Origin of the sequence: uncultured Hymenobacter sp., assembly GCF_964243305.1 — a bacterium.
Taxonomy (GTDB): Bacteria; Bacteroidota; Bacteroidia; order Cytophagales; family Hymenobacteraceae; genus Hymenobacter.
On record NZ_CAXTEF010000049.1, the window covers coordinates 1 to 23299 of the forward strand.

Consider the following 23299-nt stretch of genomic DNA (forward strand, 5'->3'; position numbering starts at 1 on the left):
GCTTCGAGCCAACTAGTCCGGTGACGCGTCGTTTCGAGACGGTTTTGGGCGAAAATAATAGGGTCCAAAGCACAATTTTTTAAGTGTGGAAAATCGTTAGCGGGTCCTTCCTGTTGGTAGCCGAGGAAACTGGGCTGCCCGGTCCGGAGAGACGTCACGGCGAGTAGGTCAACCTATACTCACAAAGCACGCCCTTAACCTTAGTCCTGCTCTCATTCTAAGCTTTAAGAAGCTGTTTAAGTTAGTAGGTTTGCTGGATGCAGCAAACCTACTAACTTAAACAGCTTCTTAAAATCTATCCAATACAGCACGTATGGCCCATCGGGCGGGCGCTTAGCGAAGCATTTCTTTACGGCATTGAACGAGTTACTTCGCTAAGCGCCCGCCCGATGGGACCTGTCCAAAGCCAGCAAAAATTAGTTGGATGAACACGTAGCCGGGCCAGTACCCGCGTATACTTTTTGTTTGGGCCAGGTGCCCGCGCTTTTTAGCTCAGTGCCTACCCCGTCATTTCGTTTATAGCCAGCAGGGCCTTTTGCGGAGACTGAAGGTACAGCTCGTACAGCCCCGCTACCGGCCCTAAGTGCATTTCAAACTCGTCTTTTTCCAGCCCGGCTACGATAGCGGCGGCTACCTCGGCCGCCGGCATCTTGTCAGGGGACTGAATGGCTTGCGCAAAGGGCGTATCGACGAGGGGCAACAGCAGTTCAAACACTTTGATGCGTGAACGCTTGCGCTCTAATACCAGGCGCATGGCCAAGGTCAGCGAATGCAGGGCGGCCTTGGTAGCGCTGTAGGTGGGGTGCATCAAATCGGGCACCAACGCCACGCCCGAGGTCGTGATGATAATGGCCGCCTCCGATTTTTCCCGCAGCAAGGGTTCCAACTCCTGGGTCAGCAACACCGCCGAATGGTAGTTGGTAATCATTTCCTGCTTGCTGTGCGCAAAGGCATCTTCGCCCCCAAACAGGGGGTAGTGGTTGGCGACGCCCGCGTTCAGAAGCAGGACGTTCAAATCGCCGTGCTCCTGCTTCACCCGGCGCACCAACCGGCGGACGTCCTGCTCGTCGGCCAGGTCACAAGCAATGGCGGTCGTGTTTGGCAGCTTCGCGGCTTCGCGGGCCAACCGCTCGGCGTTGCGGGCGACCAGGATAACGTGATTGCCTTTTTCACTGAATAATTTACCGGCGGCCAGCCCAACGCCGGTTCCCCCGCCGGTAATGAGGATGGTATTTCCTGTAGTTTTCATGGGTTTACAACTTAATAATGAGCTACGGCCGCGCTTCGGCATAGGCCGCCGGCATGAACTTGTTTTTCATCCAGCGCATGTAGGCCTGGTCGTCTTTGGTTTGCCGGACGTTGATGTAGGCTTTGGCTTCCTTGCCCGCCACGTAGCGGAACTGTGCCGTCCCGTCGGTAGCCGCGGCAAACACTACCTCCGCCACGGCTTCCACCGTGGTAGGCACGGGGTGCAGCGTGCCCCAATGCTCGAAATAGGCTTTGGTAAACTCGTCGTAAGCAGCATTTCCCGGTTGGGAAACCAGGTTCATCGACTCGTTGAAGCCCGTAACAATGACGCCGGGCTCCACTAGCTTGACGGTAATGCCCAGGGGGGCCAATTCGTAAGTAAGAGATTCGGAAAAGCCTTCGATGGCAAATTTGGAGGCGTGGTACAGCGTGCCTAAGCCAAAGGCTACCTGCCCGCCCATCGACGAAACGTTGAGGATGGTACCCGCCTTATTCTCCCGAAAATGCGGCAGCACGGCTTGGGTCATTTCCATCACGCCGAACACGTTGACCTCGAACTGTTGGCGAATCTGTTCGCTGGTGGCCAGCTCAATGGCCCCAAAGACGCCGAACCCGGCATTGTTGAGCAGCGCGTCAATCTTCCCGAAGCGCTGGAGGCCGGCCTGAATGGCCTGGTGCATACTGGCCTTGTCCTGCACGTCAAGCCTGGTTACGAGGACGTTGGCTAGCTGCGTCAAGTCAGTTTCTTTTTCCGGAGAACGCATGGTCGCAATAACATTCCAGTCATTGGCTGCAAAGTGCTTGGCCACCGCCTTTCCAATGCCGGAAGACGACCCTGTAATCAAAATTGTTTTTTTCATGGTTTTACCTGTTGATGGTATGCTATTAATTAGGGAGAGCTCAGGCCGTTCATATTTCGGTGAGCCGGACCGACTCGAAGGGCACGGCTACTAACTCAGCCACTTGGGCCAGGTACCCGTGCTGGGTAAGCTGCTGGTTGTGCAAGTCGACTTGCTCTTGCGATTCCCAACTGTCTTTGATGTAGAATACCAGGCCACCGTCGGCCACCGAGAAGGACTCGTAACTTAAATTGCCGGGCTCCGCGGGCGTATTTTCTTTGAGTTCCGCTAACAGCTTGGCCAACTGGTGGGAAGCTGCCTGATTTTTGGCTATGAATGTGGTGAGAAACGTTAGCATCTGTGAGAGAATTAGTGACTGCGATTTTGCTAAGACAAAGGTCTGGCACCCAGGCAGACGGCTTTTGTTGTTCCCAAACAGATGCTTGTTTAATTCAAACAACCGAAAAAGCAGTAAAAACCACGGGTGGCTGCCCACCACTAGCCGTGCAGCGGCGCGTGGCTGAAAGTGATTGAGTTGTCCATCGTAGACAGGTTGGTTAGCGAGGGCAGAAACCCAGCGCTGGACACTGGGAGCCGGTTGCTGGGTATACGGCGGGGCAGCCGCACACGCCTGCTTTCCAAAAGTGATAATCGTCAGGAAGTCAGGTGATAGTCGTCATACTTTCTTCACCAATGTGCCGAATCTTTGCCCAGAGGCTTTTGTGAGGTTAGACAAAGGGGACCGGAAGCCGGCCCTAGCTTTTTTCTGCCGGCGAGCGGGCCGCACTGCTGCGCCCAACTGGGTGCTAGGGACATGCCCCGGAACCTCTCACCGGCCAGGTGCCCAGCCGCAACAGGTAAGCGGTGGCGGGTTCGTCATCCCCACGGCTAAATGCAGGTTTTCCAGAAATGAGGAGGTTTCTGCCTGCGCAAGCGGGAAAAGATAAGTCCGTTGCGGGTTGCGTTCTGATGACTTGCTTACTGCTTCTAACGGCCACTAGGAGAGTTGGCTCCAAAAGACAATCTTGCCGGCGTGGTGGTGCACGAGCTGCACGCCCCCATCCTGCGAGACGGCAACGGCCAGGCAATCGGGGGCGGCCAGGCACAGCCGGTAGGCGGCCCGGTGGCGGGTGCCGCCCTGGTCGGCCGGCTCGGCGTGCAGCTGCTCGCTTTCCAAATCCAGGGCCCGGTAGACCTGGTCCACGGCTACTTGCGGGGCGCGTATCTCCACGCCAAAGCCCACTAGTTCCATGTTTTTGGTTAGGACCAGCGCCCCGTCTACGGCCATCAGGTCGGCGAGCAGGTCGGCAAAGTGGTCGACCGCCGCGGCCAGGGTGCGCAGCGTGGCGTCGCGGCTCTGCTGGTAGTAGGCCCAGCTGACATCGCCCAATTCGGTTTGTCGCTGCACAATCGCGAGAAAGAGGTGGCCGCAACGGGCGCCCGTGCCGAGCTCTTGCGTGGGGTATTTAGGTTGCAGCAGGCCGCCGGGGGCCAGCAACTCGGCCACCGCCTGGGGCGAAACAAAAACCAGCAGTCCGCCGTGGCCGCCGGCTCGCACCCGCGCCACCGCCCGACGCTGCACGTGCTGGCCGAGGAGCCCGATCAGGCCTAACTGCGCGGCCGTGGGCCGTTGGGCCAGCCCGCTGAGCCGGGCATATTCTTCCGGCACTTCCTCGAAGCGCCCGCGGCTCCAGGCCTCGGGAAACTGCAAAAACCCGTGGCCATCGACGCGGCCCGCCCGCAGGGTCAGCACGCGGGTCGCCCCGCAGTAGCAGGTCAGCGTACCCGGCCCCTGTACGTGCACCACCAGCACCGGGGGCACCTCGCCCGGGGCGGGGGGCGGGCTCCCCGGCAAGTGGTCCCAGGGCATATCGGTCACGAGCAGGCCCCACAGCACCAGTTCCCCCGCCGCCGTCTGGTGCACCGCCAGCAGGGTCGAAGGCCGCGCCACGGCCGGGCTCAGCCGCCGGACTTCCTGCTCGTCCCAGGGGCGGGGCTCCCCAAACGCCACGACGTGGTAGCCGGTGGGAAGGGGGAACGGCGCGGCTAGTTGTGCTGCCGTGGCCAGCACGACGTGGCATTCCACGGGGCGCCCTTCCTCCCGCAGCAGGCTGGCCTGGTAGATAGTCGACAGGAACTGCGCCAGCACGGGCTGCTCGGGCAGGGCGTTTACGCCCGCGGCGGGCCAGCGCTCGTGCAGGGCGCCGGCTATTTCGCTGGGATAATAAGCAGGGGTCATCGGGTATAGTTTAGTAGAAATGCTTGGGAAGTAGCCGGCTTTAGGCGGCGTAGAGCGCCTGCAGGGCCTCGCGCAGCTCGGGGTGCTCGAACGTAAAGCCCTGGGCCAGCACTTTCGCGGCGCTCACCCGGCGGCCGGTCAGCACCATTTCGCTTTGCTCGCCCATGGCCAGCCGGAGCACGAACGCCGGCACCTTGGGCAGCACGAGCGGGCGGTGCAGCACCTCGGCCAGCACCCGGGTGAAGGCTTCGTTGGTGACGGGGTGCGGGGCCAGGGTGTTGTAGGGCCCGTGCCAGGCCTCGTCGGTGAGCATGGCGATAAAGAGGCGACACAGGTCGTCGAGGTGAATCCAGGACAGGTACTGCCGGCCGCTGCCCAAGGGGGCCCCGAGGCCGAGTTTCACGCTGCCGGCCAGCGCGGGCAGGGCGCCGCCGGCGGTGCTCAGCACGATGCCGATGCGGGCCAGCACGAGGCGGATGCCCAACGCGGCGATGGGCGCCGCAGCCTGCTCCAGGTCCCGGCTCAACGTGGCGAGAAAGTCCCGGCCGGCCGGGGGCAGGTCTTCCGTGGCTGGCTGCTCGCCAGTGTTGCCGTAAATGCCGACGGCCGAGGCCGAAACCACGGCCCGCACGTGGTGGCCAGGCCGGGCCAGCTCGCGGTGCAGCAGGGTCAGGCTGTCGACGCGGCTGGCCCGCAGGGCGTGCTTGCGGGCCGCGGTCCACCGGCCTTCGGCCACGCCGGCGCCGGCCAGGTTCACAATCACGTCGGCAAAGGGCACGGCCGCCGGGTCGATGGTGCCTGCCGCCGGATTCCACTCAAACGTGCGGTACGGGCCGCCGGGGGCCGGCTCGCGGCTTAGCAGGGCCACATGGTGGCCGGCGGCGGCAAGCAGTTCGGACAGGCGGGTGCCGATAAGGCCCGTTCCGCCGGTAATGAGGACGTTCATGAAAAGGGGAAAGGCAGGTAAGGCGCTGTTGTGTCGGGGCTTGGGCCGGGAGGTCTATGGCATTAGCTGACATGAGGTCACTTGCGGGCCGTGTTCGGCAAGCAGCTTCAATGCCGGCTGCATAGTTAAAGCTTCTTTTTCGGCCTCACAAAAGCATTGCAGTGGAGTGAGCATTCCAAACCAAATACGTCATGCTGAGATGAAGCTCATGGCGCTCTGCCTGTTTCGGCCGGCGAAGGAGGTGCTGGCAGAAGGGGGTGCTGCTCACAAGCCCGGCTTCGCGTACACTAACCTGGGAACTGCTCTGATTACTATCTGAATTCGGCGCATCATCATTCAACCCCTCAGGGGGCAATATTTCTCTCACGGCTGCGCAACGGCCAGGCACTCGTGCCTCAGCGCGTAGGCCGGGCGTTGGCTTGCCCGAAGTCAGCTAACTCTTTGTTAAAACGGTCGGCTTGCTCGAAGAACGGGGTGTGGCCGGTATCGCCGTAGCGCGTGAGGACGGCGCGCGGTAATAATTGCTGCGCCCGCTCGGCCATTTTGGGTTCCAGTAGCGCGTCTTGCTCGCCATAAATCAGGCGGACGGGCACTTTTACCTGGGGCAGGGTGCCGGCGGCGGGAAGCGACACCTTCGTGTTGACGGCCCGCGTCATGGCGGGCAGGGCCATCGCGGCCGCTTCGGCCAACAGGGCGAAGGTGGTGCTGTCAGGCTGGTGGAAAAAGCACTGCCGCAGGTACTGCCGGGTAGCGTCGAGGTAGGTGCGCAGGTCCGGCGAAAACAACGCCTTGCCCAATTCAGGCCGAGGCTTGATGAGCCCGGCACTCAGCTCGATGACGCCGCCCACGTACACCAGCCCGGCCAGGTGCGCGTCGCCGTAGGTGTGCAGGTAGTTGGTAAGCACCAACCCGCCCATTGACCACGCCACGATGATGGGCCGCTTGGCATGCGTAGCCACCAACACCGTGTGCAGCTCGTCGCCCCAGCGCTTGCCCTGTTGGTAATAGGCCGCCCCGGCGGGTTTGCCGGACAAGCCGTGCCCGCGCAAGTCATAGGTTATCAAACGGTAGTTGCGCAGCAACGGGCTGTCGAGCTGCTTGAGCCAGTCCAGGTGGCTGCCGAAGAGGCCGTGGATAAAGACAATTTCCGGTCCCTGGGGGTTGCCGTATTCCTGAATGGCTATCCGCACGCTGTCCGGAGTCGTGGCGTAGACCTGCTTGCCCAGCGCCTGCGCCCGGAGTGCCGGGCCGCTATAGCCTACCAGCAGGCTCGTCACCACCAGGGCAACATAAAAGTGGACCGCGCTAAAGAGTCGGTTGACGAAGGAGGGTAGCATCGCTCACGAAGTAAGAGAGTAGTGGAAGCGGCAGCTAAAATGGCTCCCGTAGTAGACTACGGCGCAAAGGCCCGACCAGCTTTTTCTCTCCGGGAGGGGGTAGAAAAGCCGGCCGGACCTTGGCCAAGCACTGGTACTACTTGATAATCTGCTTGACCAATTCGGGCGTAAACTGCAGGTATTCAACGGTGCTGCCGTCGGGGTGCCGGGCGTAGAGCAGGGTGCCCGTGGGGCCCACCGCGGCCGGCTGCACGATGACCGCGCCGGCCTGCTCCAATTGAAGCTGGGTGGCCGCTAAATCGTCGACGATGAGGGGCCCGTAGCTGCCCCGAATCGGAGCCAGTGCCTCGTCGGTGCCGGCTACCAGCAGAATGTCGCCAATGCCGACGATCTCCCACTCCCCGTACGTAAAGCGCACGTCCGGCTCGCGGCCGATGAGTTGCTGAAACAAAGGCAAGGAAGCGGCGAGGTCGTTAGTGAACACGCGCGCATAGGTTTTTAGAATCATGATTTTGGGCGTAAAAAGGTGCGTTGCACCGGGATGAATGAAGGAATGGTTGGCGGGTAGGACGGGCTGCCGAGTGGCTGCGCCCCCCGCTGTAATAGGCTAGGTTGAATACTTTCGGGTAGGAAGCGGTTAGGAGGCTGTCGAAGACCTCTGCCAGCGGCTTTCATTGATTAGCTCGGGCAGGTGAGTGCCTACCCCTTATCTCATTTGTTATGGCCACGCTGCGCAAGGAAACCTCCACTAATTATTCCAACCAGACCGTGCTGCGCAATGCCTGCGTGGTCAACGAAACCCTGGAGCGGCTCAGCCCCCGCTGGAAAATGCAGGTGCTCTTTTGCATCCACCAGGGCCAGAACCGCTTCAGCCTGCTTAAGGACTTATTTCCGACGCTGGCCGACCACGTCCTGGGCTTGCGGCTGCGCGAATTAGAGTTGGAAGACCTGGTAGTAAAAGAAACGGACCGGGACGCGGTGCCGCCGCAGGTGCGCTACTTTGCCACGCCCAAGGGAGTTGCCCTGCTCGCCATTATGAAGAGCCTAACGGACTGGGAAAACGAGTTTCCCAGCAGTTCCACCGCCCACTAACTGGTTTAAGCCAGGGCTTCGGTAGCAACCACTTCCAGTTGCCCGGCGCGTAGCCGGGCGCCTTGCCGCTCCAATTCGGCCTGAATGGCAGCGATTTCGTGGCTGCCCCGGGCCAGGAGCGCAGCGGCCACGCCCGCGGCCTGCCCGGTGGCGAAGCTGGTGCCCATCACGCGCAGGGCGCTGCCCCCGCCCCCGTCGCCATCGACCAGCCGCCCGGCGGCGTAGAGGTTGGGCGTGTTCTCGCTCGTCAGCGCCCGCAACGGGATGTCGAAGGTGCCGTCGTCCTTGATTTCTTTCCACACGACCGGCTTATCGCCTTCGGGGTGGTACTCAATCGGCCAGGCGCCGAGCGCAATCACATCGGCGTGCCGCGCGCCACTCGTCACGTCGGCCTCCGTCACCTGGTAGTGTCCGTTCACGTGGCGCGATTCCCGGGTGCCGAATTTTGGCCCCGTGGACACGATGTAGGCCTGTTCGTAACCGGGAATCGTTTTGATGGCCGCCAGGTACGCCCAGGCCCGGGCGCGCCCGGCCATTTCGGCTTGGGTAATGCTGGCGCTGTCCAGCGCATCGTAGGTGGCATCGATAAGGTAGGTCATCAAATCGCCGGAAACGGGAATGGGCAGCACCAGGCCGTCTTCTTTCGTCAACAGGCTGTTGCCTTGCTGCTTGGCTTCGCGAATGGCTTGCGCCCAGCGCTTACTGCTCTGGTCCGCGCCCGGCCGGATGCCGCCAAAGCGCACGCCGAGCGTGCCCGCCTGCGCCACGTTATGGTTGCCGTAGCGCACGGACGCGCCGCCGAATGCCGCCAGGTCGCCTTCGCCGCTCGCGTCCACGAACGCGCGGCCCACCACTTGGCGCGGCCCTCGGTCATCTTGCAGCGTAACGCTATGCAAGCACTCACCCACCCGCTCGGCGCCAACCAGCATGGTGTGCAGCAGCACGTCGAGGTTCGGGATTTGCACCACTTGGTCCAGGGCCAGCTTCACGGCTTCCGGGTCGATAAGGGCAATCACGGCATTGCTGGGCTCTGAAATCCGTATCGGTGCCTGAATGCCGCCCACCTGGCGCAGGTGGGCCAGGACTTGCTCACCCACGCCGCCAACCGCCTGGTACGCCGGCGTGCCCTGCGTGTAGAGGCCGCAGTAGGTCAGCACGTTTTTCTGGGTTGCGGCGCCCCCCAGGCAAGGGCCGCTCTCCACGAGAAGCGTGCGGGCTCCGGCCTGCGCCGCCCCGACGGCGGCCCCTACGCCAGCCGCACCGCCGCCAATTACAATCACGTCAAACAATTCGGGCGAAGTCATAGAGAAGAATTTAACGTTTGTCTGGAAGCGTAGGGATTTGGCTTAGCCCGCCAGGCCGTTGGGCTTGCTACCCGTTCAGCTCAATCAAACGACTGGTAAGAGTGGGCTTGCGGCGCCCTGAAGCAGGTCTCGGATTGCCCATGCAAAGGACCGCCTTGGCCAACCTCCATCCTATGACTCACTAAAAGGTGAGGGCCAGCAGCTTCGTATTACCTTGATGAAGGTCAAAAGGAAAGCCCGTCGGAAGGCGGGTTATGGCCGGGAACCCAGCTTCCCCTCCATTACTGACAGAAGCTCCGCGTCTTTTACCCATCCGTCGCGGCCAGGGAGCCGCGGGAGTACCAACTCGGAATGCAGGCTTTAGTGCTGCAGGAGAGGCAAATGGTTGAAAAAGCCGGTGACCCGCACCAAGTGGTTCTGGGCGTCAAATTCGACAAAATCGGTGCCGTACAGGGTAGTGCCATCGGCCCGGCGCTGAATCCAGTGAAACCGTCCTACTCCATTGAATTCTTCCACTTGGCTATTGAGCAGCATCTGCGCGCCGGGTGAGGTGGCGTGGTATTCTTCAATTTTGCGGATGAGCCCCGCCAGCCCGCGCACGGGCGGGCTGGTGTTGGGGTCCTCGTAGGTCGAATCGGGGGTCCAAAAGTTCGGCAGCAACCGGCCTAGCTTCGCGGCATCGGGCTCGGCCCACGCTTGGGCGTACTGTTGCACCACGGCGGCACGGTTCAAAATAGTCATCTCAAGCAGGGAAGGGGGTAGGGAATCACAATTTTTGGCGTGAGCGCAAAACCGAATTGCTCGATGGGAGTGGTCTGTAGCCGGGCTGACAACCAGTCCTCCACAGTACCTATTACAACGCCAGACAGTCTGACTCAGCCTCGGTTGTCTTGCCACATTGCAACTATAAAACTTTGCAACTGTGCCACACTTCAATAAGGCTTGGCTTGGCTGGACTACCCCAGCTTTGCCTGGGGAATTGAAGCAAGCCAAGTGCTTGCCAAAAATGAAGCAGCCAATCTTAAAAGGCGCTGTTTCGCATCTCGATTAAAAACAGGACTGCTGGGCAGCAACACCAGCCTTGTCGGGTACGGCCTGAAGTATTCACTTTACCCCTTAGAGCAGCTTCTCGACCGTGATGGGCAAGTCGCGGACCCGAATGCCAGTAGCCTGGAACACCGCGTTGGCCACGGCCGCGGCCACGCCCACGATGCCGATTTCGCCCACGCTCTTCACGCCCAGCGTCGCGTGCGGGTCGGGTACGTCGAGAAAGTGAACATCGAGGGCGGGGATGTCGGCGTGGACGGGCACGTGGTATTCACCCAGCGTGGGGTTCATCAGCCGGCCCGTGCGCTCGTCCGTCACCGATTCCTCCATCAGGGCCATGCCGATGCCCATCACCACGCCGCCCATAATCTGGGAACGGGCCGTGCGGGGGTTGAGGATGCGCCCGCAGTCCATCACCGACAGGAACCGCGCCACCCGCACTTGGCGCGTTTCGGCGTGGACCCGCACCTCGCAAAAATGCACCCCGTAGGAGCCCATCGAGTATTTTGCGCTCCGCGTGGGCGAGGCAGAATCCCCGTCGACTTCAATAAACGACTCTTTTTGCCCGGCCAGAATGGCTGCGAACGAGGCCCCCGTGGTGGGTTCGTCCCTGAGGTAGAGTCCGCCGGCCCGGAGCACCACCGCGGCGCGGTCGGCTTTATAAAGCGGCGACTCCTTGTTCTTGCCGGCCAGCTTGAGCAGTTCATCTATCAGCTTTTCGGCCGCGGCCTGGATGGCCGAGCCCACCGCCGCGGTGGCCGACGAGCCCCCCATGGCGCGCGACACCGGCAAATCTGAATCGCCGTGGACGTATTGCGCCCGCTCGAAAGGCACGCCAAAGCGCTCGGCTATGTGCTGGGTCTGCACCGTGGCCGCGCCCACTCCCATTTCTACGGACGAGGTGAACACCGTCACCTTGCCATCGGCCGTGAGGCGGGTGCGCACCGTCACGGGCAGCGGCTGGGTGGGGTACCAGGCGCTGGCCACGCCCGTGCCCACCAGCCACTCGCCTTCGCGGGTAGTGCCGGGGGCGGGCCGCTGCGGCGCCCAGTTGAATTTTTCGGCGCCCAGCGCGTAGGCTTGCGTTAGCGCGCGGCTGGAAAAAGGCGTGTCGTGGATAGGGTCCCGGTCCGGCTCGTTGCGCCGGCGCAGTTCCAGCGGGTCCAGGCCCAGCGCATGGGCCAGCTCGTCCACGGCCGATTCCAGGGCGAAGCTGCCGGGGGTTTCGCCGGGGGCCCTCATGAAGGAGTTCTGCACCCGGTCGAGCCGCACGACTTTCTGTTGCAGGTAGATGTTGGGCGCGGCGTACAGGTGGCGGGCCAGCATCGTGTATTGCTCGGCAAACACGTCCTGGGTGCACATGCTGTAGCCCGTGTGCAGCAGCGCCGTGAGCTGCCCATCCCGCGTCGCGCCCAGGGCCACGCGCTGCTCGGTCCGGGACCGCCCGCCGACCGTGAAGTTGACTGCCGCCCGCGTCAGGTTGAGTTTAACCGGGCGCTGGACCAGCCGGGCGGCGGCGGCGGCCAGCGGCACGTGCTGCCACATAGCGACCTTGCCCCCGAAGGCTCCGCCCACAAAGTCGGTAATCACCCGCACCCCGTCTGGTTTCAGCTTGAACATCTCCACCAGCGCCTCCTTCACGCCAGAAGGGTACTGGGTGGAATCATACACCGTCAGGTGTGCCTCGTCGAGCCAGACGGCAATCGTGGCGTGGGGCTCCAGGGCGTTGTGGTTTTGAAAGGGCGTGGTGTACACCGCGTCCACCCGGACCGGGGCGAGCGCCAGGTTGGCTTGCGCGTCGCCTTTGCTGACTTCGGCCGGCTCCAACACCACGTGGTCGGGCACGAACGCCGCCCCTTTATTCGCTTCCAAAGAAATGAGGGGCACCTGTTCCTGATAAGTTACGCGCACCAGCGAGGCGGCGTACCGGGCCAGCTCCAAGGTTTCGGCCACGACCACGGCTACCACCTGCCCGTTCCAGGTGATGTCGCCCGACTGCATGACCGGCAGCGTGGTCGTGGAGCCGGCCAGCGGGTTGGTCATGCTGACGGCGTAGGCCAGCTCGGGGGCTTTCAGACGCGGGGCATTGCGGTAGGTCATCACCAGCAGCACGCCGGGCACGGCCTCGGCCGCGACGGTATCGAGGGTCGTGATGCGCCCTTTGGCAATAGTGCTGTGCACCAGGGCCGCGTGAGTCAGGCCAGCGAGCCGGTGCTCGGCGCTGTACGTGGCTTGGCCCGTCACTTTCAAGCGGCCATCCACCCGCGGGTAAGGCCTGCCCACAAACTCGTTGGCATGAAGCAGCGCATCCGGCGCGGGCTCCGGTACTAGTTTGGCCACCACCCCCATTACTTGCTGCGTGGCCTCCAGGAGCTTGCCTTTGATAGTTGCCATGTTGCAGGACTAATTGAAATGACGGCGTTGACCAGCGGATTGAAGCGGTCCAGCAATAGGATAGGAATTGAGGCAAAATTCGAAGCTGCTTTCCGGATAAAACCTGACGATAATTAGCACCCAACCTGATTGTTATCAGGTTTTATCCGGGGGTAGACCTGAAGTGGTCCGGTGGGGTGGTCGGGTAAATCTGGATAGAGTAGGGCCTTATCTTTCCTTCATCATGAAAGACAGCCCTCACTCCACCAAACGTCGGCGCTATGACGCCGCCTTCCGGGCCGAAGCCCTGCACTTGGCGGGCGAAAGCCGCTCCACGCCGGCCGCCGCCCGCGCCTTGAATAGCAATTCGAAGCTGCTGTACAAGTAGCAAAAAGAAGCGCTCACGCCGGCGGCGGCCCGTGGGGCGGAGTTGGACCCGGTTACCGCCGCTGAGCTACGCCAACGGCGGGCCGCCAATCGGTGGCAGGCCCAGGAGTTGGAGATTTTAAAAAAAGCCATTGCCATCTTCTCGCAGACACCGGACCAATGAGCCGCTACCGCTTTATCGAGGGGCAGCGCGGCACCCATCGGGTGCGCCTGCTTTGCCAGGTGCTGGGGGTGTCGCCCAGTGGCTATTACGCCTGGCAACATACTCAGCAGCAAGCAGCTACTTGTGAACCACCTGCTTGGGAAACCGCCCTGATTAAGGTCTTTGGCCGGCACAAACGCCGCTACGGCACCCACCGGCTGCAGGTCGCCTTGCGCGGTAAGGGCTACCGCGTCGGTCGCCAGCGCCTGCGCGCAGCCATGCGCCGACGAGGCCTGCAGGCGCTGCAACCCAAGGCCTTCACGCCCCGCACGACCGACTCGACCCACGGGCTGCGTTGCGCGCCCAGCCGGCTGCTCAACCAACCTAAGCCTACGCAGGCTAACCAGGTATGGGTCAGCGACCTCACATACTTGCCCCTGGCCAACAGGGACTGGGCTGACCTGTGCGCGTATCAGGATATGGTCAGCAAGCAAGTAGTCGGCTGGCAGATCGGGGCCACGATGCCCGAAGAACTGGTGACCAGTGCCTTGCAGCGCGCTTTTTGGGCGCAGCCGCCCATGCCAGGCCTAGTCGTGCATTCCGACCGCGGTGGGCAGTAGTGCGGCAACGCGTATCGCACCTTGCTCCACGACCACGAGGCCGTGCGCTCGCAGCGCCGTCGCGGCGACTGCTACGATAACGCCCACGCCGAGAGCCTCTGGTCCCGGCTCAAAACAGAGGTGCTCGAACTCCGCGAGCGGCCCGTTTTTGCGGACCTGGCCGATGCCCAGGCTAGCGTGGCTCATTATTTTGACTACTATAATCACCAGCGCCTACACTCCAGTATTGACTACCAAACGCCGTATCACGCTCACCAACAGCTTCTTCACCTTAACGCCCTAAACTGTCCAGCCTAAACGGACCACCTCATCTTTCATGACATTCGAAAGATAAGACCCTATTCTGTCCTGATTTACCCGACCACCTCAGGGGACGCCGTGTCGCGTAGCAACTGGTTGAGGTCGGCGAAAAAGCTGCTCATTTCACTCAGTGCCTGGTTCTTCTGTTTGATTTCACGTTCGGCAGCGGCCAAGCGGGCCAGTAGGTGCTTCACTACCTGCTTTTGCTGGGAGGCTATGGGGGCCGGCTGGAAGGCGCATAGTTCTGCCACGCTCAAGCCGTAAAGCTGCGCCAGCTTTATCGAACCGGCCGGCCTAACGTTATTTTCGAGCTAATCAGCGGATTGTCAGCCGTTAGCAACGGGCAAAAAAAAGGACTACCAGTCAATTCTGACCGGCAGTCCGATTGGGTGGGCCCACTTGGAATCGAACCAAGGACCTGCTGATTATGAGTCAGCTGCTCTAACCGATTGAGCTATAGGCCCGGTGCCGACCGCCGCATTGCTTTTCAGCACGGCGGATGACCCTGCAAAGTACGGGAATTGCTGCCAGCCGGCCAACTTCGTGGCGCTTCAGCTCCAGAAATGACGCTGGGTTTATTTTACGCAGTGTTCCACAGTGCCGTTCAACGAGCCTTCCGTCAACTTATAATTCGCAACTCATAATTCATAACTGAAAAAGCTATGCTCCCGCACCTGCTCTTTGATTTCGGCGGCGTTATCATCAACATCGACTACCAGCGCACCGTGGAGGCCGTGCGCCGCCTGAGCCGGGCCGGACGCGGAGCCGAGTTCAACCAGGCCAGCCAGGCCGAGCTGTTCGACTTGCTCGAAACCGGCCATATCTCGCCGGCCGAGTTTCGCGCCGGCCTGCGCCAGCACTACGACCTCGACGCGACCGACGAGGAGCTGGACGCCGCCTGGCACGCCATGCTGCTTGACGTGCCCGCCGAGCGCCTGGCCCTGCTGGCCGAGCTGCGCAAGCGGGGCCATCAGACCGCGCTGCTCTCCAACACCAACGTGCTGCACATCGAGGAAATAAACCGCCGTCTGGCCGCCGAGTACGGCCTTAAAAACGGCATCGCCGACTGCCTCGACCGCGTGTTCTACTCGCAGGAAATAGGCCTGCGCAAGCCCGGCGAGGCTATTTTCCGGCACGCGCTGCAAGAAATGAACTGGCGGGCCGAAGACGTGTTATTCATCGAAGACAGCCCCCAGCACGTGGCCACGGCCCACCGCCTGGGCCTGCGGGTGCTGCACCTGGCCCCGCCCCTCACCCTCACCGCCGCCCTGCCCGCCGCTCTCCGTGCCTTTCCCGACGCCGCCTACCCCCCCGCCTGAGCCCAACCCCCACGAGCCGGCCAGCAACGCCCCTTCCCTACCCCCCCTCTTCCCCGAAATCATCAGCTCGGCGCCCGTCCCGACAGCCGCCGAGCTGGGCTTTGAGCGTTTTGTTGCCGATGCGGAGCCGCCACGCTGGCGCACCTACGCGCTGCACCTAGGCTTGTTCCTGATTACGCTCTTCACCACCACGCTGGCCGGCGTGCAGCTCACGCGTGGCGGACTGGGGTTGCTGCCCATTTTGGAGCTAGGAACGCTGCCGGCCGCGGAGTGGGCGCGCGGGCTATGGTTTGCGGTGCCGTTTCTAGGCGTGCTCACGGTGCACGAGTTCGGGCATTATTTCACAGCGCGGGCCAACCGCGTGCGCTCGTCGCTGCCGTATTTTATTCCGTTTCCGCTCGGACTGGGCACGTTCGGGGCCGTCATCCGGCTCAAGGAGCGGCTGTTCGCGCGGCGCGAGTTTTTTGATATTGGCCTGGCCGGGCCGCTGGCGGGCTTTCTGGTGGCGGTGCCGGTACTGATTTATGGCTTCCTGAGCTTGCCGCCGCTGGAAGAGTATCTGTTCAAGATTCACCCCGAATACGCCCGGTTCGGTTCGGCCTACCCCCAGTTCGTGTACGGCCCTAACGCCGCAGCCCAGGGCCTCACCCTGGCCAAGCCGCTGCTCTACCAGCTGCTGGAAGTCACCCTCGCCGACCCCACCCGCCTGCCTCATCCGCTGGAGCTGCTCCACTACCCGGTGCTGCTGGCCGGGGCGCTGGCCCTATTCTTCACGGCCCTGAATCTGCTGCCCATCGGCCAGCTCGACGGCGGCCATATTCTCTACGGCCTGCTTGGCCACCGCCGCTTCAACCGGCTGAGCACTTTGTTCTTCACGGGCTTTATCTTCTACGCGGGCCTGGGGTTGTTCTCGCTCAGCACCGACCGCGAAACCTGGCTCTACTGGGCCGCACCGTATGCGCTGTATCTGTTCGTGGTGTTCCGGCGGGTGCTGCCGGGCTGGCGGCGGGCGGTGCTGCTGGGCGGGGCCGTGTGGCTGGCGCAGCTGGCGCTCACGCTGGCCGTGCCCGGCGTGCTGGGCAACCCCGGCTGGCTGGTGTTCGGCCTGGTGCTAAGCCGCCTGACCGGCATCTACCACCCGCCCGCCCCCAACGAAAGCCCGCTCAGCCCCGGCCGCCGGGTGCTGGGCTGGCTGCTGATTGGTATTTTTGTACTCTGCTTCACGCCCACCCCTTTTAAGTAATTTGTAGCGCGGACTTTGCAGTCGGCGAGTGCGCCGCTTAACCGTTCGTTTCGCGGGCTATACAGTCCGCGCTACTTTTCCTATCCCATGCAGTTTCACCAGCGCCAGCTCACCCGCTCCACCACGCTCAGCCTGCGCACCCACGGCCTGCACGTGGCCCAGCGCGACGGTCAGGGCCGGCTGAAGCTGGAGGCGGAAATGCTCTACGAGGAGCTGCTGCCGGTGCAGCTGGACAAGCCGCGCGCCGGGGCCCGCCGCGAAATTTTTGGGCTGGTCTTCGCCCTGGGCTACTTCGCCGTGTACGCCGCCAGCTACCTCACGGGCCATCCGGCCGCCCCTACCGACCTCACGGCCTGGGCGTATGGCACGGGCCTGGTGCTGGCGGGCTTCGGACTCTACGGCCTGCAAAACTGGTGGCGGCCGGTGGTGCTGCGCACGCCGCGCCTGCACGTGGTGCTGGCCCACCGCCGCCACGACCGCCGCGAGCTGCAAGCCTTCGTGGCGGCGCTCGAAGCCCACACCAAGGCCCACTTGCGCCAGCGCTACGCCCGCGTCAACCCCCTGGGCAGCATCGAGCCGCAGCTGCGCCGCCTGGCCTGGCTGCGCGACCTGGGCGTGCTCAACTCCGCCGAGGCCCGCGCCCTCACCACCCGCCTCACCGGTCAGTTGCCGCAAGCCACGCTGCGCGGCATGGGTCAGGAATTGGAGGGGCTGTTTGTAAATTAGAGAGCCAGGATGCGCGCGATGCGCGGAGCAGGAAAACCGTCCCCGCCCGACTGCGTAATTTCAGAGTTCCCTACTCCCCTCTCATGAGTATCTGTCTTAATCCGACCGCCGTCACCTTCGCCCGGCGCCTCATCCAGGACGGCAAAGTCACGCACGACGAAGGCCACTGGGGCGAGCACAACCCCGGAGCGGCCGAGGAAAACGCCTACCTCGACCAGCACGAGATGGGCGAGTACGCCAACTGGCACCTGGGCCTCGATATGAGCAAGGGCGAAGACACCAAAGGCCGCTACCATTTCCCCTACGGCGACTTCCAAACTGTGCACCGCGACGGCCTCATCGCCGTCAAGGAGCGCGCCGCCCAGCAGGGCTACCAGGACATCGAGAACGCCGCCGACGAGCTGCTGAAAATGCTGGAAGAGGAGGCTTGAGCGGCCTGTTTGAATTTTCCTACCCCTCTAAAAACCCAAAGCCCCGGCTGCACGCGCAGCCGGGGCTTTTTAGCTCGTTGCTGGTCCTGGCAGCCCCTATCGGACGGCACCGGCCTGCGTAGCTTCGGGCACCTCAATGAGCTGGCCCGATTTCACGTCGTAGATGTAGCCGTAGACCGGGATGGTGGGCGGCACCAGCGGGTGGCGCCGGATGCGGGCCACGTCCCCGACCACGCTGCCAGCCAGGTCTTTAATAGTCAAAAATGAGATGTGCTGGGCCTCATCGGAGCCGGGGCCCTGGCCCACGTCGTGCCAGCCGGCCTCATCGACGGTGGCCGTTTCCAGGCTCTTCGAGAGCAGGTCGCGCATGATGTCGTCGGTGAAATACTGCATCCCGCAGTCGGTGTGGTGAATCACGAAGAACTCGCGGGTGCCGAGCAGCTTGTAGGAAATCACCAGCGAGCGGATGGCATCGTCGCTGGCCCGGCCGCCGGCGTTGCGAATCACGTGGGCATCGCCCTCACTCAGGCCGGCATATTTGGCCGGGTCGAGGCGGGCGTCCATGCAGGTGAGGATGGCGAAATGGCGGGCGGGCGGCAAGGCCAGGCTGCCCTTGTCGCCGAAGCCGGCCTGGTACTGCGCATTGGCGGCCAGCACTTCATCAAGAATTTGGCTCATAACGGGGGGGTAGGGAAAAATGGGTTTGAAGAGAATTGGTGGAGGAAAGGCAGCCGCACCGGCCCCACCGGCCAGTGCGCCGCAGCGTCGTAGTGCTACAAACCAGCAGGTTAAAAGTTGCCAGCCGCCGGGGCGCCGGGCCGGCGCCAACCATCCAGGCAATTCCCTACCCCCCTCTCCTACTCCAACCGTTCTGCCCCAACCTTCCTACCCCAGCGCCGTCACGCCGGGCAGCTCCTTGCCCTCCATGAATTCCAGCAGCGCGCCGCCGCCGGTACTGATGTAGCTCACGCGCTCGGCAAAGCCCATCTGCTGCACGGCCGCCGCCGAGTCGCCGCCGCCGATGAGGCTGAAGGCGCCGGCCTCAGTCGCTTCGGCGATGGCCTGGGCCACGGCCTGGGTGCCGGCGGCGAAGTTCTCCATCTCAAACACGCCCATCGGGCCGTTCCAGAGGATGGTTTTGCTCTGGCGAATGACGGCCTCGAACACGGCGCGGCTCTCCGGGCCCAGGTCGAGGCCCATCCAGCCATCGGGGATTTCGGTGTTGATGGCCTCGCCCCGGCCGGCGTCGTTGGCGAAGCGGTCCGCGATAACCGAGTCAGTGGGCAAGACCAGGTTTACGCCCTTGGCCTGGGCTTTTTCCAGCAGGCTTTTAGCTAATTCTACCTTATCTTTTTCGAGCAGCGAGCTGCCCACCGTGCCGCCCTGGGCCACGGCAAACGTGTAGGCCATGCCGCCGCCAATGAGCAGGTTGTCAACCTTATCCAGCAGGCGCTCAATCAGCAGAATCTTATCCGAAATCTTGGCCCCGCCCATGATGGCCGTGAACGGCCGCTCGGGGTTATCTAGCACTTTCTGGGCGTTGTCCAGCTCGCCGGCCAGCAGGTAGCCGCCGACGCGGTTTTCGGCCGGAAAGTACTGCGCCATCACGGCCGTGGAGGCGTGGGCGCGGTGCGCGGCCCCGAACGCATCGTTCACGTACACGTCGCCGAGGCGAGCCAGCTGCTGCGCGAAGGCCGCGTCGCCGGCTTCCTCTTCCTGGTGAAAGCGCACGTTATCGAGCAGCAAAACCTGGCCGGGCTGCAACTTATCCGCCATATCAGTAGCCGGCGGGCCCAGCACGTCGCCGCCAAACTGCACCGGCTGGCCGTATTCTTCGGTGAGGCGCGCCACCAGGCTTTCCAGGGAAAACTTCTGCTCGTAGCCGCCCTTGGGCCGGCCCAGGTGCGAGAGCAGCACCACACTGCCGCCATCTTGCAGAATTTTGGTAATAGTCGGCGTGGCCATGCGGATGCGCGTGTCGTCGGTGATGCGCAGCCCGGCGTCGAGCGGCACGTTGAAATCGACGCGCACCACGGCCCGGTGGCCGGCAAAGTTGAACTGGTCGAGGGTTTTCATCGGGAAAGGGGGGTAGGGATTGGTTGAGGCTGCAAAGTAGTACGACAACTCCCCTCCTCTTTTGAGGAGGGGACGTTCGCGCGCAGCGCGGACTGGGGTGGTGCGCGTCGTTGAACAGCTAAATCAAAACGACTTCCCGAACAACAAGGGGGGTAGGGAGCTAGCGCCAAACTCCTGGTTCGGGTATTGTTTTGATTTAGCAGTTCAACGACCTTCACTACCCCCGTTTCCGCTGCGCGGAAACATCCCCTCCTTAAAAAAGGAGGGGAGCTTGTCGTTCTTTGCGGGCCTTACCTTTGCCCTACTTATGAAAATCGGCATTTTTTTCGGCGGCCCGTCGCGCGAGCGCGAGATTTCTTTTGCCGGCGGGCGCACCGTGTATGATAATCTGGATAAGGCCCTGTTCGAGCCCGTACCCATCTTCGTGGATAGCGTGGGGCACTTTATTTTGCTCGACTGGCAGTACATCTACCAAGGCACGATTCGGGATTTCTACCCGCCCGTGGCGTCCCTACCCCCCTCCCGCCACCCCTGGCAGGTGTATGCCGAGAGCCTGGGCGAGCTGAGCGAGGCCGAGTGGCAGCAGCTAATCAGCCACGTCGGCCGCCGCCTGGAAGTCAGCGAGCTGCCGGGCCTGATGGACTTCGCCTTCCTGGCCCTGCACGGGCCGGGCGGCGAGGATGGCGCCATCCAAGGTGTGCTGGAGTGGCTGGGCATCCCGTATTCGGGCTCCGGCATTCTGCCCTCGGCGTTCGGCATTGATAAAATAGCGCAGAAAAAGCTGCTCCAGGCTACTGGCCTGCCTACCCCCCATTTCCGCGTCATCACGGCCGAAGAGTGGGACCGCACCGACCACGCCGCCACCCTGGCTTACCTGAGCCGCGAGCTGGGTTTGCCGCTGGTGTTCAAGGCGCCGCGGCAGGGCAGCAGCATCGGCGTCTCTATTCTGAAAGAAGCAGATTTGGCCCGGTTCGAGGCTGCCGTCGAGCGCAGCCTGTTTCGCCGCACCCTGCCCCGCGCCGAGTGGGAGGCGCTGGACGAAAACGGCCGCCTGGCCTGGGTGCGCCAACTGGCTGATATTCGGGAAGGCATCGGGCTGCCGGTTACGCTGACGCTTAATGAGGAATTACCTGCCGGTGATAACTCTTCATTCCTCATTCCTAATTCCTCATTAATAATCCACCCCGAGGCGCTACTCGACGCCCTCACCACTGCCTTCGCCAGCGGCACCGAAGCCGTCGTGCTGGCCAGCACGACGGGCGAAACCCAGGTGCTCATCGAAAGCTTCGTGGCCGGCCGCGAGTTCAGCTGCATTGTGGTGGAAAACGAGGACGGCGCGCCACTGGCCCTACCCCCCACCGAGATTGTGAAGGGCACCGAGGTGTTCGACTACCGCGCCAAGTACCTGCCCGGCCTGGCCCGCAAAATCACGCCTATTGATTTGCCCGAGGCCGATATTGAGCGCATCCGGCAGCAGTGCCAGGCCATGTTCCGCACGTTTGGCTTTCAAGTATATGCGCGTTTGGATGGCTTTATTCAGGCCGACGGTACCATCTTTCTCAACGACCCGAACACGACCTCCGGCATGTTGCCGGCCTCATTCTTCTTCCATCAGGCGGCTGAAATCGGGCTCAATCCGAGCCAGTTTCTGACCTACCTGATTCGCACGTCGCTGGCCGCCCGCCGCCGCGCTGGGATGCGGCCGGTGCGGCTGGCCGGGCAGCTGCAAAAGCTGGACGCGGCCGTGACCGCCCGGCAGCACGAGGCCGCCGAGCGCCTCCGGGTGGCCGTGATTATGGGCGGCTACTCCTCCGAGCGGCACATTTCGGTCGAGAGCGGGCGCAACATCTACGAGAAGCTCAGCTCCAGCGTGAAGTACGCGCCAGTGCCGGTGTTTCTGGCCGGCAACTCGCAGGAGTTCCGGCTCTACGTGCTGCCTATCAACGTGATGCTCAAGGACAACGCCGACGACATCCGCGAGAAGATCGAGCACGCCGAGGCCGGCGAACCGTTGCACCCGGTGCTGGCCCGCATCCGCCGCGAGGCCCAGGGCATCACCGGCACCTACGCCGGGCAGCCCGTGGCCCAGCCGCGCCGCCTCTCGTTTGCGGAGCTGGCCGAAATAGCCGACGAGGTGTTTATCGCCCTGCACGGCCGCCCCGGCGAGGACGGCGCCTTGCAGCAGCAGCTGGAAAAGCTGGGCCTGCCCTACAACGGCTCCGGCGTGGCCGCTAGCGCCGTCACCATCAATAAGTTCGAGACCAACCAGCGCCTGCGCGAAGCCGGCCTGCGCGTGGCCGGCCACCGCATGGCCCCGCGCCTGGAATACGCTGCCGACCCCGAGAGCTTCTTCCGCCGCCTCGAAACCGAGTTTCCCTACCCCTTCATCGCCAAGCCAGCCGACGACGGCTGCTCGTCGGCGGTGAAGAAAATCAAGAGCCGCCCGGAGCTGCAAGCCTTCGCCGAGCTGATGTTCCGCGACCAGGACGAGCTGCTGCCCGGCCCGGCCCAGGTGCTGCACCTGGGCTTCAAGGAGGAATTTCCGCGCAAGGAGGCGTTTCTGGTCGAGACGCTCATCAGCCGCGAGGGCGCCGCCCACTTTCTGGAAGTAACGGGCGGCCTGCTCACCAGCTACGACGAAAACGGCCAGTTCGCAATTGAGGTCTTCGAAGCCAGCGAGGCGCTGGCGACCGGCGAGGTGCTGAGTCTGGAGGAGAAATTCCTGGCCGGCGAGGGCCAGAACATCACGCCCGCCCGCTACGCCGCTGATGCCCAGGAGCGGCAGCGCATCTCCGACGAGGTGAAAAAGGTGTTGCGCCGCGTGGCTGAAGTGCTGGATATTCAGGGCTACGCCCGCATCGATGCCTTCGTGCGGGTGCGCCAGACTGGGGAGGTCGAGGTGATTATCATCGAGGTGAATTCCCTACCCGGCATGACGCCCGCCACCTGCATCTTCCACCAAACCGCGCTGGCCGGCTACACGCCCTACGGATTTATCGACCGGATTCTGGACTTCGGGCAGCAGCGGCAGCAGCGAGCTGAAAAAGGCGATCCTGCAGAGCGCAGCGAAGCATCTCGCGGGCAGCACTAATCAACTTGACCGCACGATTGAACTACTACCCGCCCGAGATGCTTCGCTGCGCTCTGCATGACGTTCTTAATTTAAGTTTTTGCGCCCAACCAAATGTCTTTCTTCTCCGCCAACACGCCCCTCGACCTCGTTAAGCATCTGGCCATCATTGGCTTGGCGACGGCGGTGCTGGTACTGGGCTTTTTCTACGTCTATCTGCCCGTTACCACCAACCACGGCGAAACCATCGTCGTGCCCAAGGTGACGGGCATGAACCTGACTCAGCTCGAAAGATACCTCGATGAGCGCAGCCTGAGCTTTTTCGTCGATGATTCGAGTTATAATCCTACTACGCAGCCCTTTACGGTGCTCACCCAGGACCCCGCGCCCGGCGAGCGGGTAAAGGAAGGCCGCAAAATATACCTGTCGGTGGCCATGAAGCGCCCGCCGGTGATTAAAATGCCCAAGCTCACCAACGGCTCGGAGAAGAACGCGCGGCTGATTTTGAAAAGCTACGACCTGGAAGTGGGCCAGATTATTCTCAAGCCCGATTTGGCCCA

At 62.7% G+C, this 23299-nt stretch carries 22 protein-coding genes and 1 tRNA gene; 10 read left to right on the forward strand and 13 right to left on the reverse strand.

Features of this window, described 5'->3' with window-relative positions; all coding sequences use genetic code 11:
- Positions 1-499: 499 nt before the first annotated feature.
- From ACFE70_RS18435 to ACFE70_RS18465, 7 genes are all read right to left on the reverse strand, one after another.
- On the reverse strand, positions 500-1249 hold the full coding sequence (locus tag ACFE70_RS18435; protein ID WP_375419257.1) for an SDR family oxidoreductase: 750 nt from the start codon (positions 1247-1249) through the stop codon (positions 500-502).
- Positions 1250-1271: 22 nt separating this feature from the next.
- On the reverse strand, positions 1272-2108 hold the full coding sequence (locus tag ACFE70_RS18440; protein ID WP_375419258.1) for an SDR family oxidoreductase: 837 nt from the start codon (positions 2106-2108) through the stop codon (positions 1272-1274).
- A 49-nt stretch (positions 2109-2157) separates the two neighbouring features.
- The gene (locus tag ACFE70_RS18445) at positions 2158-2445 is read right to left on the reverse strand and encodes a putative quinol monooxygenase (protein ID WP_375419259.1); all 288 of its coding nucleotides are present in this window, start codon (positions 2443-2445) and stop codon (positions 2158-2160) included.
- A gap of 639 nt (positions 2446-3084) precedes the next feature.
- On the reverse strand, positions 3085-4326 hold the full coding sequence (locus ACFE70_RS18450) for a putative sensor domain DACNV-containing protein (RefSeq protein WP_375419260.1): 1242 nt from the start codon (positions 4324-4326) through the stop codon (positions 3085-3087).
- Positions 4327-4366: 40 nt separating this feature from the next.
- Positions 4367-5272 (reverse strand): TIGR01777 family oxidoreductase, encoded by a 906-nt coding sequence (locus ACFE70_RS18455; protein WP_375419261.1) that lies wholly within the window; start codon positions 5270-5272, stop codon positions 4367-4369.
- Positions 5273-5667: 395 nt separating this feature from the next.
- On the reverse strand, positions 5668-6609 hold the full coding sequence (locus ACFE70_RS18460; protein WP_375419262.1) for an alpha/beta fold hydrolase: 942 nt from the start codon (positions 6607-6609) through the stop codon (positions 5668-5670).
- 136 nt (positions 6610-6745) lie between these two features.
- Positions 6746-7117: a VOC family protein gene (locus ACFE70_RS18465; protein ID WP_375419263.1), complete on the reverse strand. Its 372-nt coding sequence runs from the start codon at positions 7115-7117 to the stop codon at positions 6746-6748.
- A 212-nt stretch (positions 7118-7329) separates the two neighbouring features.
- On the opposite strand from ACFE70_RS18465, the gene ACFE70_RS18470 reads away from it, so the two are divergent.
- On the forward strand, positions 7330-7701 hold the full coding sequence (locus tag ACFE70_RS18470; RefSeq protein ID WP_375419264.1) for a winged helix-turn-helix transcriptional regulator: 372 nt from the start codon (positions 7330-7332) through the stop codon (positions 7699-7701).
- A gap of 5 nt (positions 7702-7706) precedes the next feature.
- Here the strand turns inward: ACFE70_RS18470 and ACFE70_RS18475 are convergent, their stop codons facing one another.
- The 3 genes from ACFE70_RS18475 to ACFE70_RS18485 form a co-directional block, all read right to left on the reverse strand.
- On the reverse strand, positions 7707-9005 hold the full coding sequence (locus ACFE70_RS18475) for an FAD-dependent oxidoreductase (protein ID WP_375419265.1): 1299 nt from the start codon (positions 9003-9005) through the stop codon (positions 7707-7709).
- A gap of 360 nt (positions 9006-9365) precedes the next feature.
- Positions 9366-9746: a nuclear transport factor 2 family protein gene (locus tag ACFE70_RS18480; RefSeq protein ID WP_375419266.1), complete on the reverse strand. Its 381-nt coding sequence runs from the start codon at positions 9744-9746 to the stop codon at positions 9366-9368.
- Between the two features lie 375 nt (positions 9747-10121).
- Positions 10122-12446 carry a xanthine dehydrogenase family protein molybdopterin-binding subunit gene (locus ACFE70_RS18485; RefSeq protein WP_375419267.1) on the reverse strand — a complete coding sequence of 775 codons (2325 nt, stop codon included), beginning with the start codon at positions 12444-12446 and terminating at the stop codon, positions 10122-10124.
- 223 nt (positions 12447-12669) lie between these two features.
- On the opposite strand from ACFE70_RS18485, the gene ACFE70_RS18490 reads away from it, so the two are divergent.
- From ACFE70_RS18490 to ACFE70_RS18500, 3 genes are all read left to right on the forward strand, one after another.
- Positions 12670-12813, forward strand: a complete 144-nt coding sequence (locus ACFE70_RS18490) for a hypothetical protein (RefSeq protein WP_375419268.1) — start codon at positions 12670-12672, stop codon at positions 12811-12813.
- 92 nt (positions 12814-12905) lie between these two features.
- Positions 12906-13574 (forward strand): IS3 family transposase, encoded by a 669-nt coding sequence (locus tag ACFE70_RS18495; RefSeq protein WP_375419269.1) that lies wholly within the window; start codon positions 12906-12908, stop codon positions 13572-13574.
- A gap of 21 nt (positions 13575-13595) precedes the next feature.
- A complete protein-coding gene (locus tag ACFE70_RS18500; RefSeq protein ID WP_375419270.1) occupies positions 13596-13871 on the forward strand; it encodes an integrase core domain-containing protein in 276 nt (91 codons plus the stop codon).
- 393 nt (positions 13872-14264) lie between these two features.
- On the opposite strand, the gene ACFE70_RS18505 is transcribed toward ACFE70_RS18500, so the two are convergent.
- Positions 14265-14338, reverse strand: a tRNA-Ile gene (locus tag ACFE70_RS18505).
- Between the two features lie 198 nt (positions 14339-14536).
- On the opposite strand from ACFE70_RS18505, the gene ACFE70_RS18510 reads away from it, so the two are divergent.
- The 4 genes from ACFE70_RS18510 to ACFE70_RS18525 all read left to right on the forward strand — a co-directional run bounded on the left by ACFE70_RS18510 (position 14537) and on the right by ACFE70_RS18525 (position 17593).
- Positions 14537-15193 (forward strand): HAD family hydrolase, encoded by a 657-nt coding sequence (locus tag ACFE70_RS18510; protein ID WP_375419271.1) that lies wholly within the window; start codon positions 14537-14539, stop codon positions 15191-15193.
- Complete coding sequence (locus tag ACFE70_RS18515; protein ID WP_375419272.1) at positions 15159-16436, forward strand: site-2 protease family protein; 1278 nt, start codon at positions 15159-15161, stop codon at positions 16434-16436. The genes ACFE70_RS18510 and ACFE70_RS18515 overlap by 35 nt, the downstream gene beginning before the upstream one ends.
- 87 nt (positions 16437-16523) lie before the next feature.
- Complete coding sequence (locus ACFE70_RS18520) at positions 16524-17162, forward strand: hypothetical protein (RefSeq protein WP_375419273.1); 639 nt, start codon at positions 16524-16526, stop codon at positions 17160-17162.
- 83 nt (positions 17163-17245) lie between these two features.
- On the forward strand, positions 17246-17593 hold the full coding sequence (locus ACFE70_RS18525) for a hypothetical protein (protein WP_375419274.1): 348 nt from the start codon (positions 17246-17248) through the stop codon (positions 17591-17593).
- A gap of 96 nt (positions 17594-17689) precedes the next feature.
- Here ACFE70_RS18525 and ACFE70_RS18530 read toward each other — a convergent pair whose 3' ends face one another.
- Both ACFE70_RS18530 and ACFE70_RS18535 read right to left on the reverse strand, forming a co-directional pair.
- Positions 17690-18271, reverse strand: coding sequence for a beta-class carbonic anhydrase (locus ACFE70_RS18530; RefSeq protein ID WP_375419275.1), 582 nt, complete (start codon positions 18269-18271; stop codon positions 17690-17692).
- Between the two features lie 207 nt (positions 18272-18478).
- Positions 18479-19669 carry a phosphoglycerate kinase gene (locus ACFE70_RS18535; RefSeq protein ID WP_375419276.1) on the reverse strand — a complete coding sequence of 397 codons (1191 nt, stop codon included), beginning with the start codon at positions 19667-19669 and terminating at the stop codon, positions 18479-18481.
- Positions 19670-19976: 307 nt separating this feature from the next.
- Between ACFE70_RS18535 and ACFE70_RS18540 the strand changes: the two genes are divergently transcribed.
- Positions 19977-22760, forward strand: a complete 2784-nt coding sequence (locus ACFE70_RS18540) for a D-alanine--D-alanine ligase (protein ID WP_375419277.1) — start codon at positions 19977-19979, stop codon at positions 22758-22760.
- Positions 22761-22853: 93 nt separating this feature from the next.
- Positions 22854-23299: PASTA domain-containing protein (locus ACFE70_RS18545; protein ID WP_375419278.1), on the forward strand; the 446-nt coding region annotated here is incomplete at its 3' end.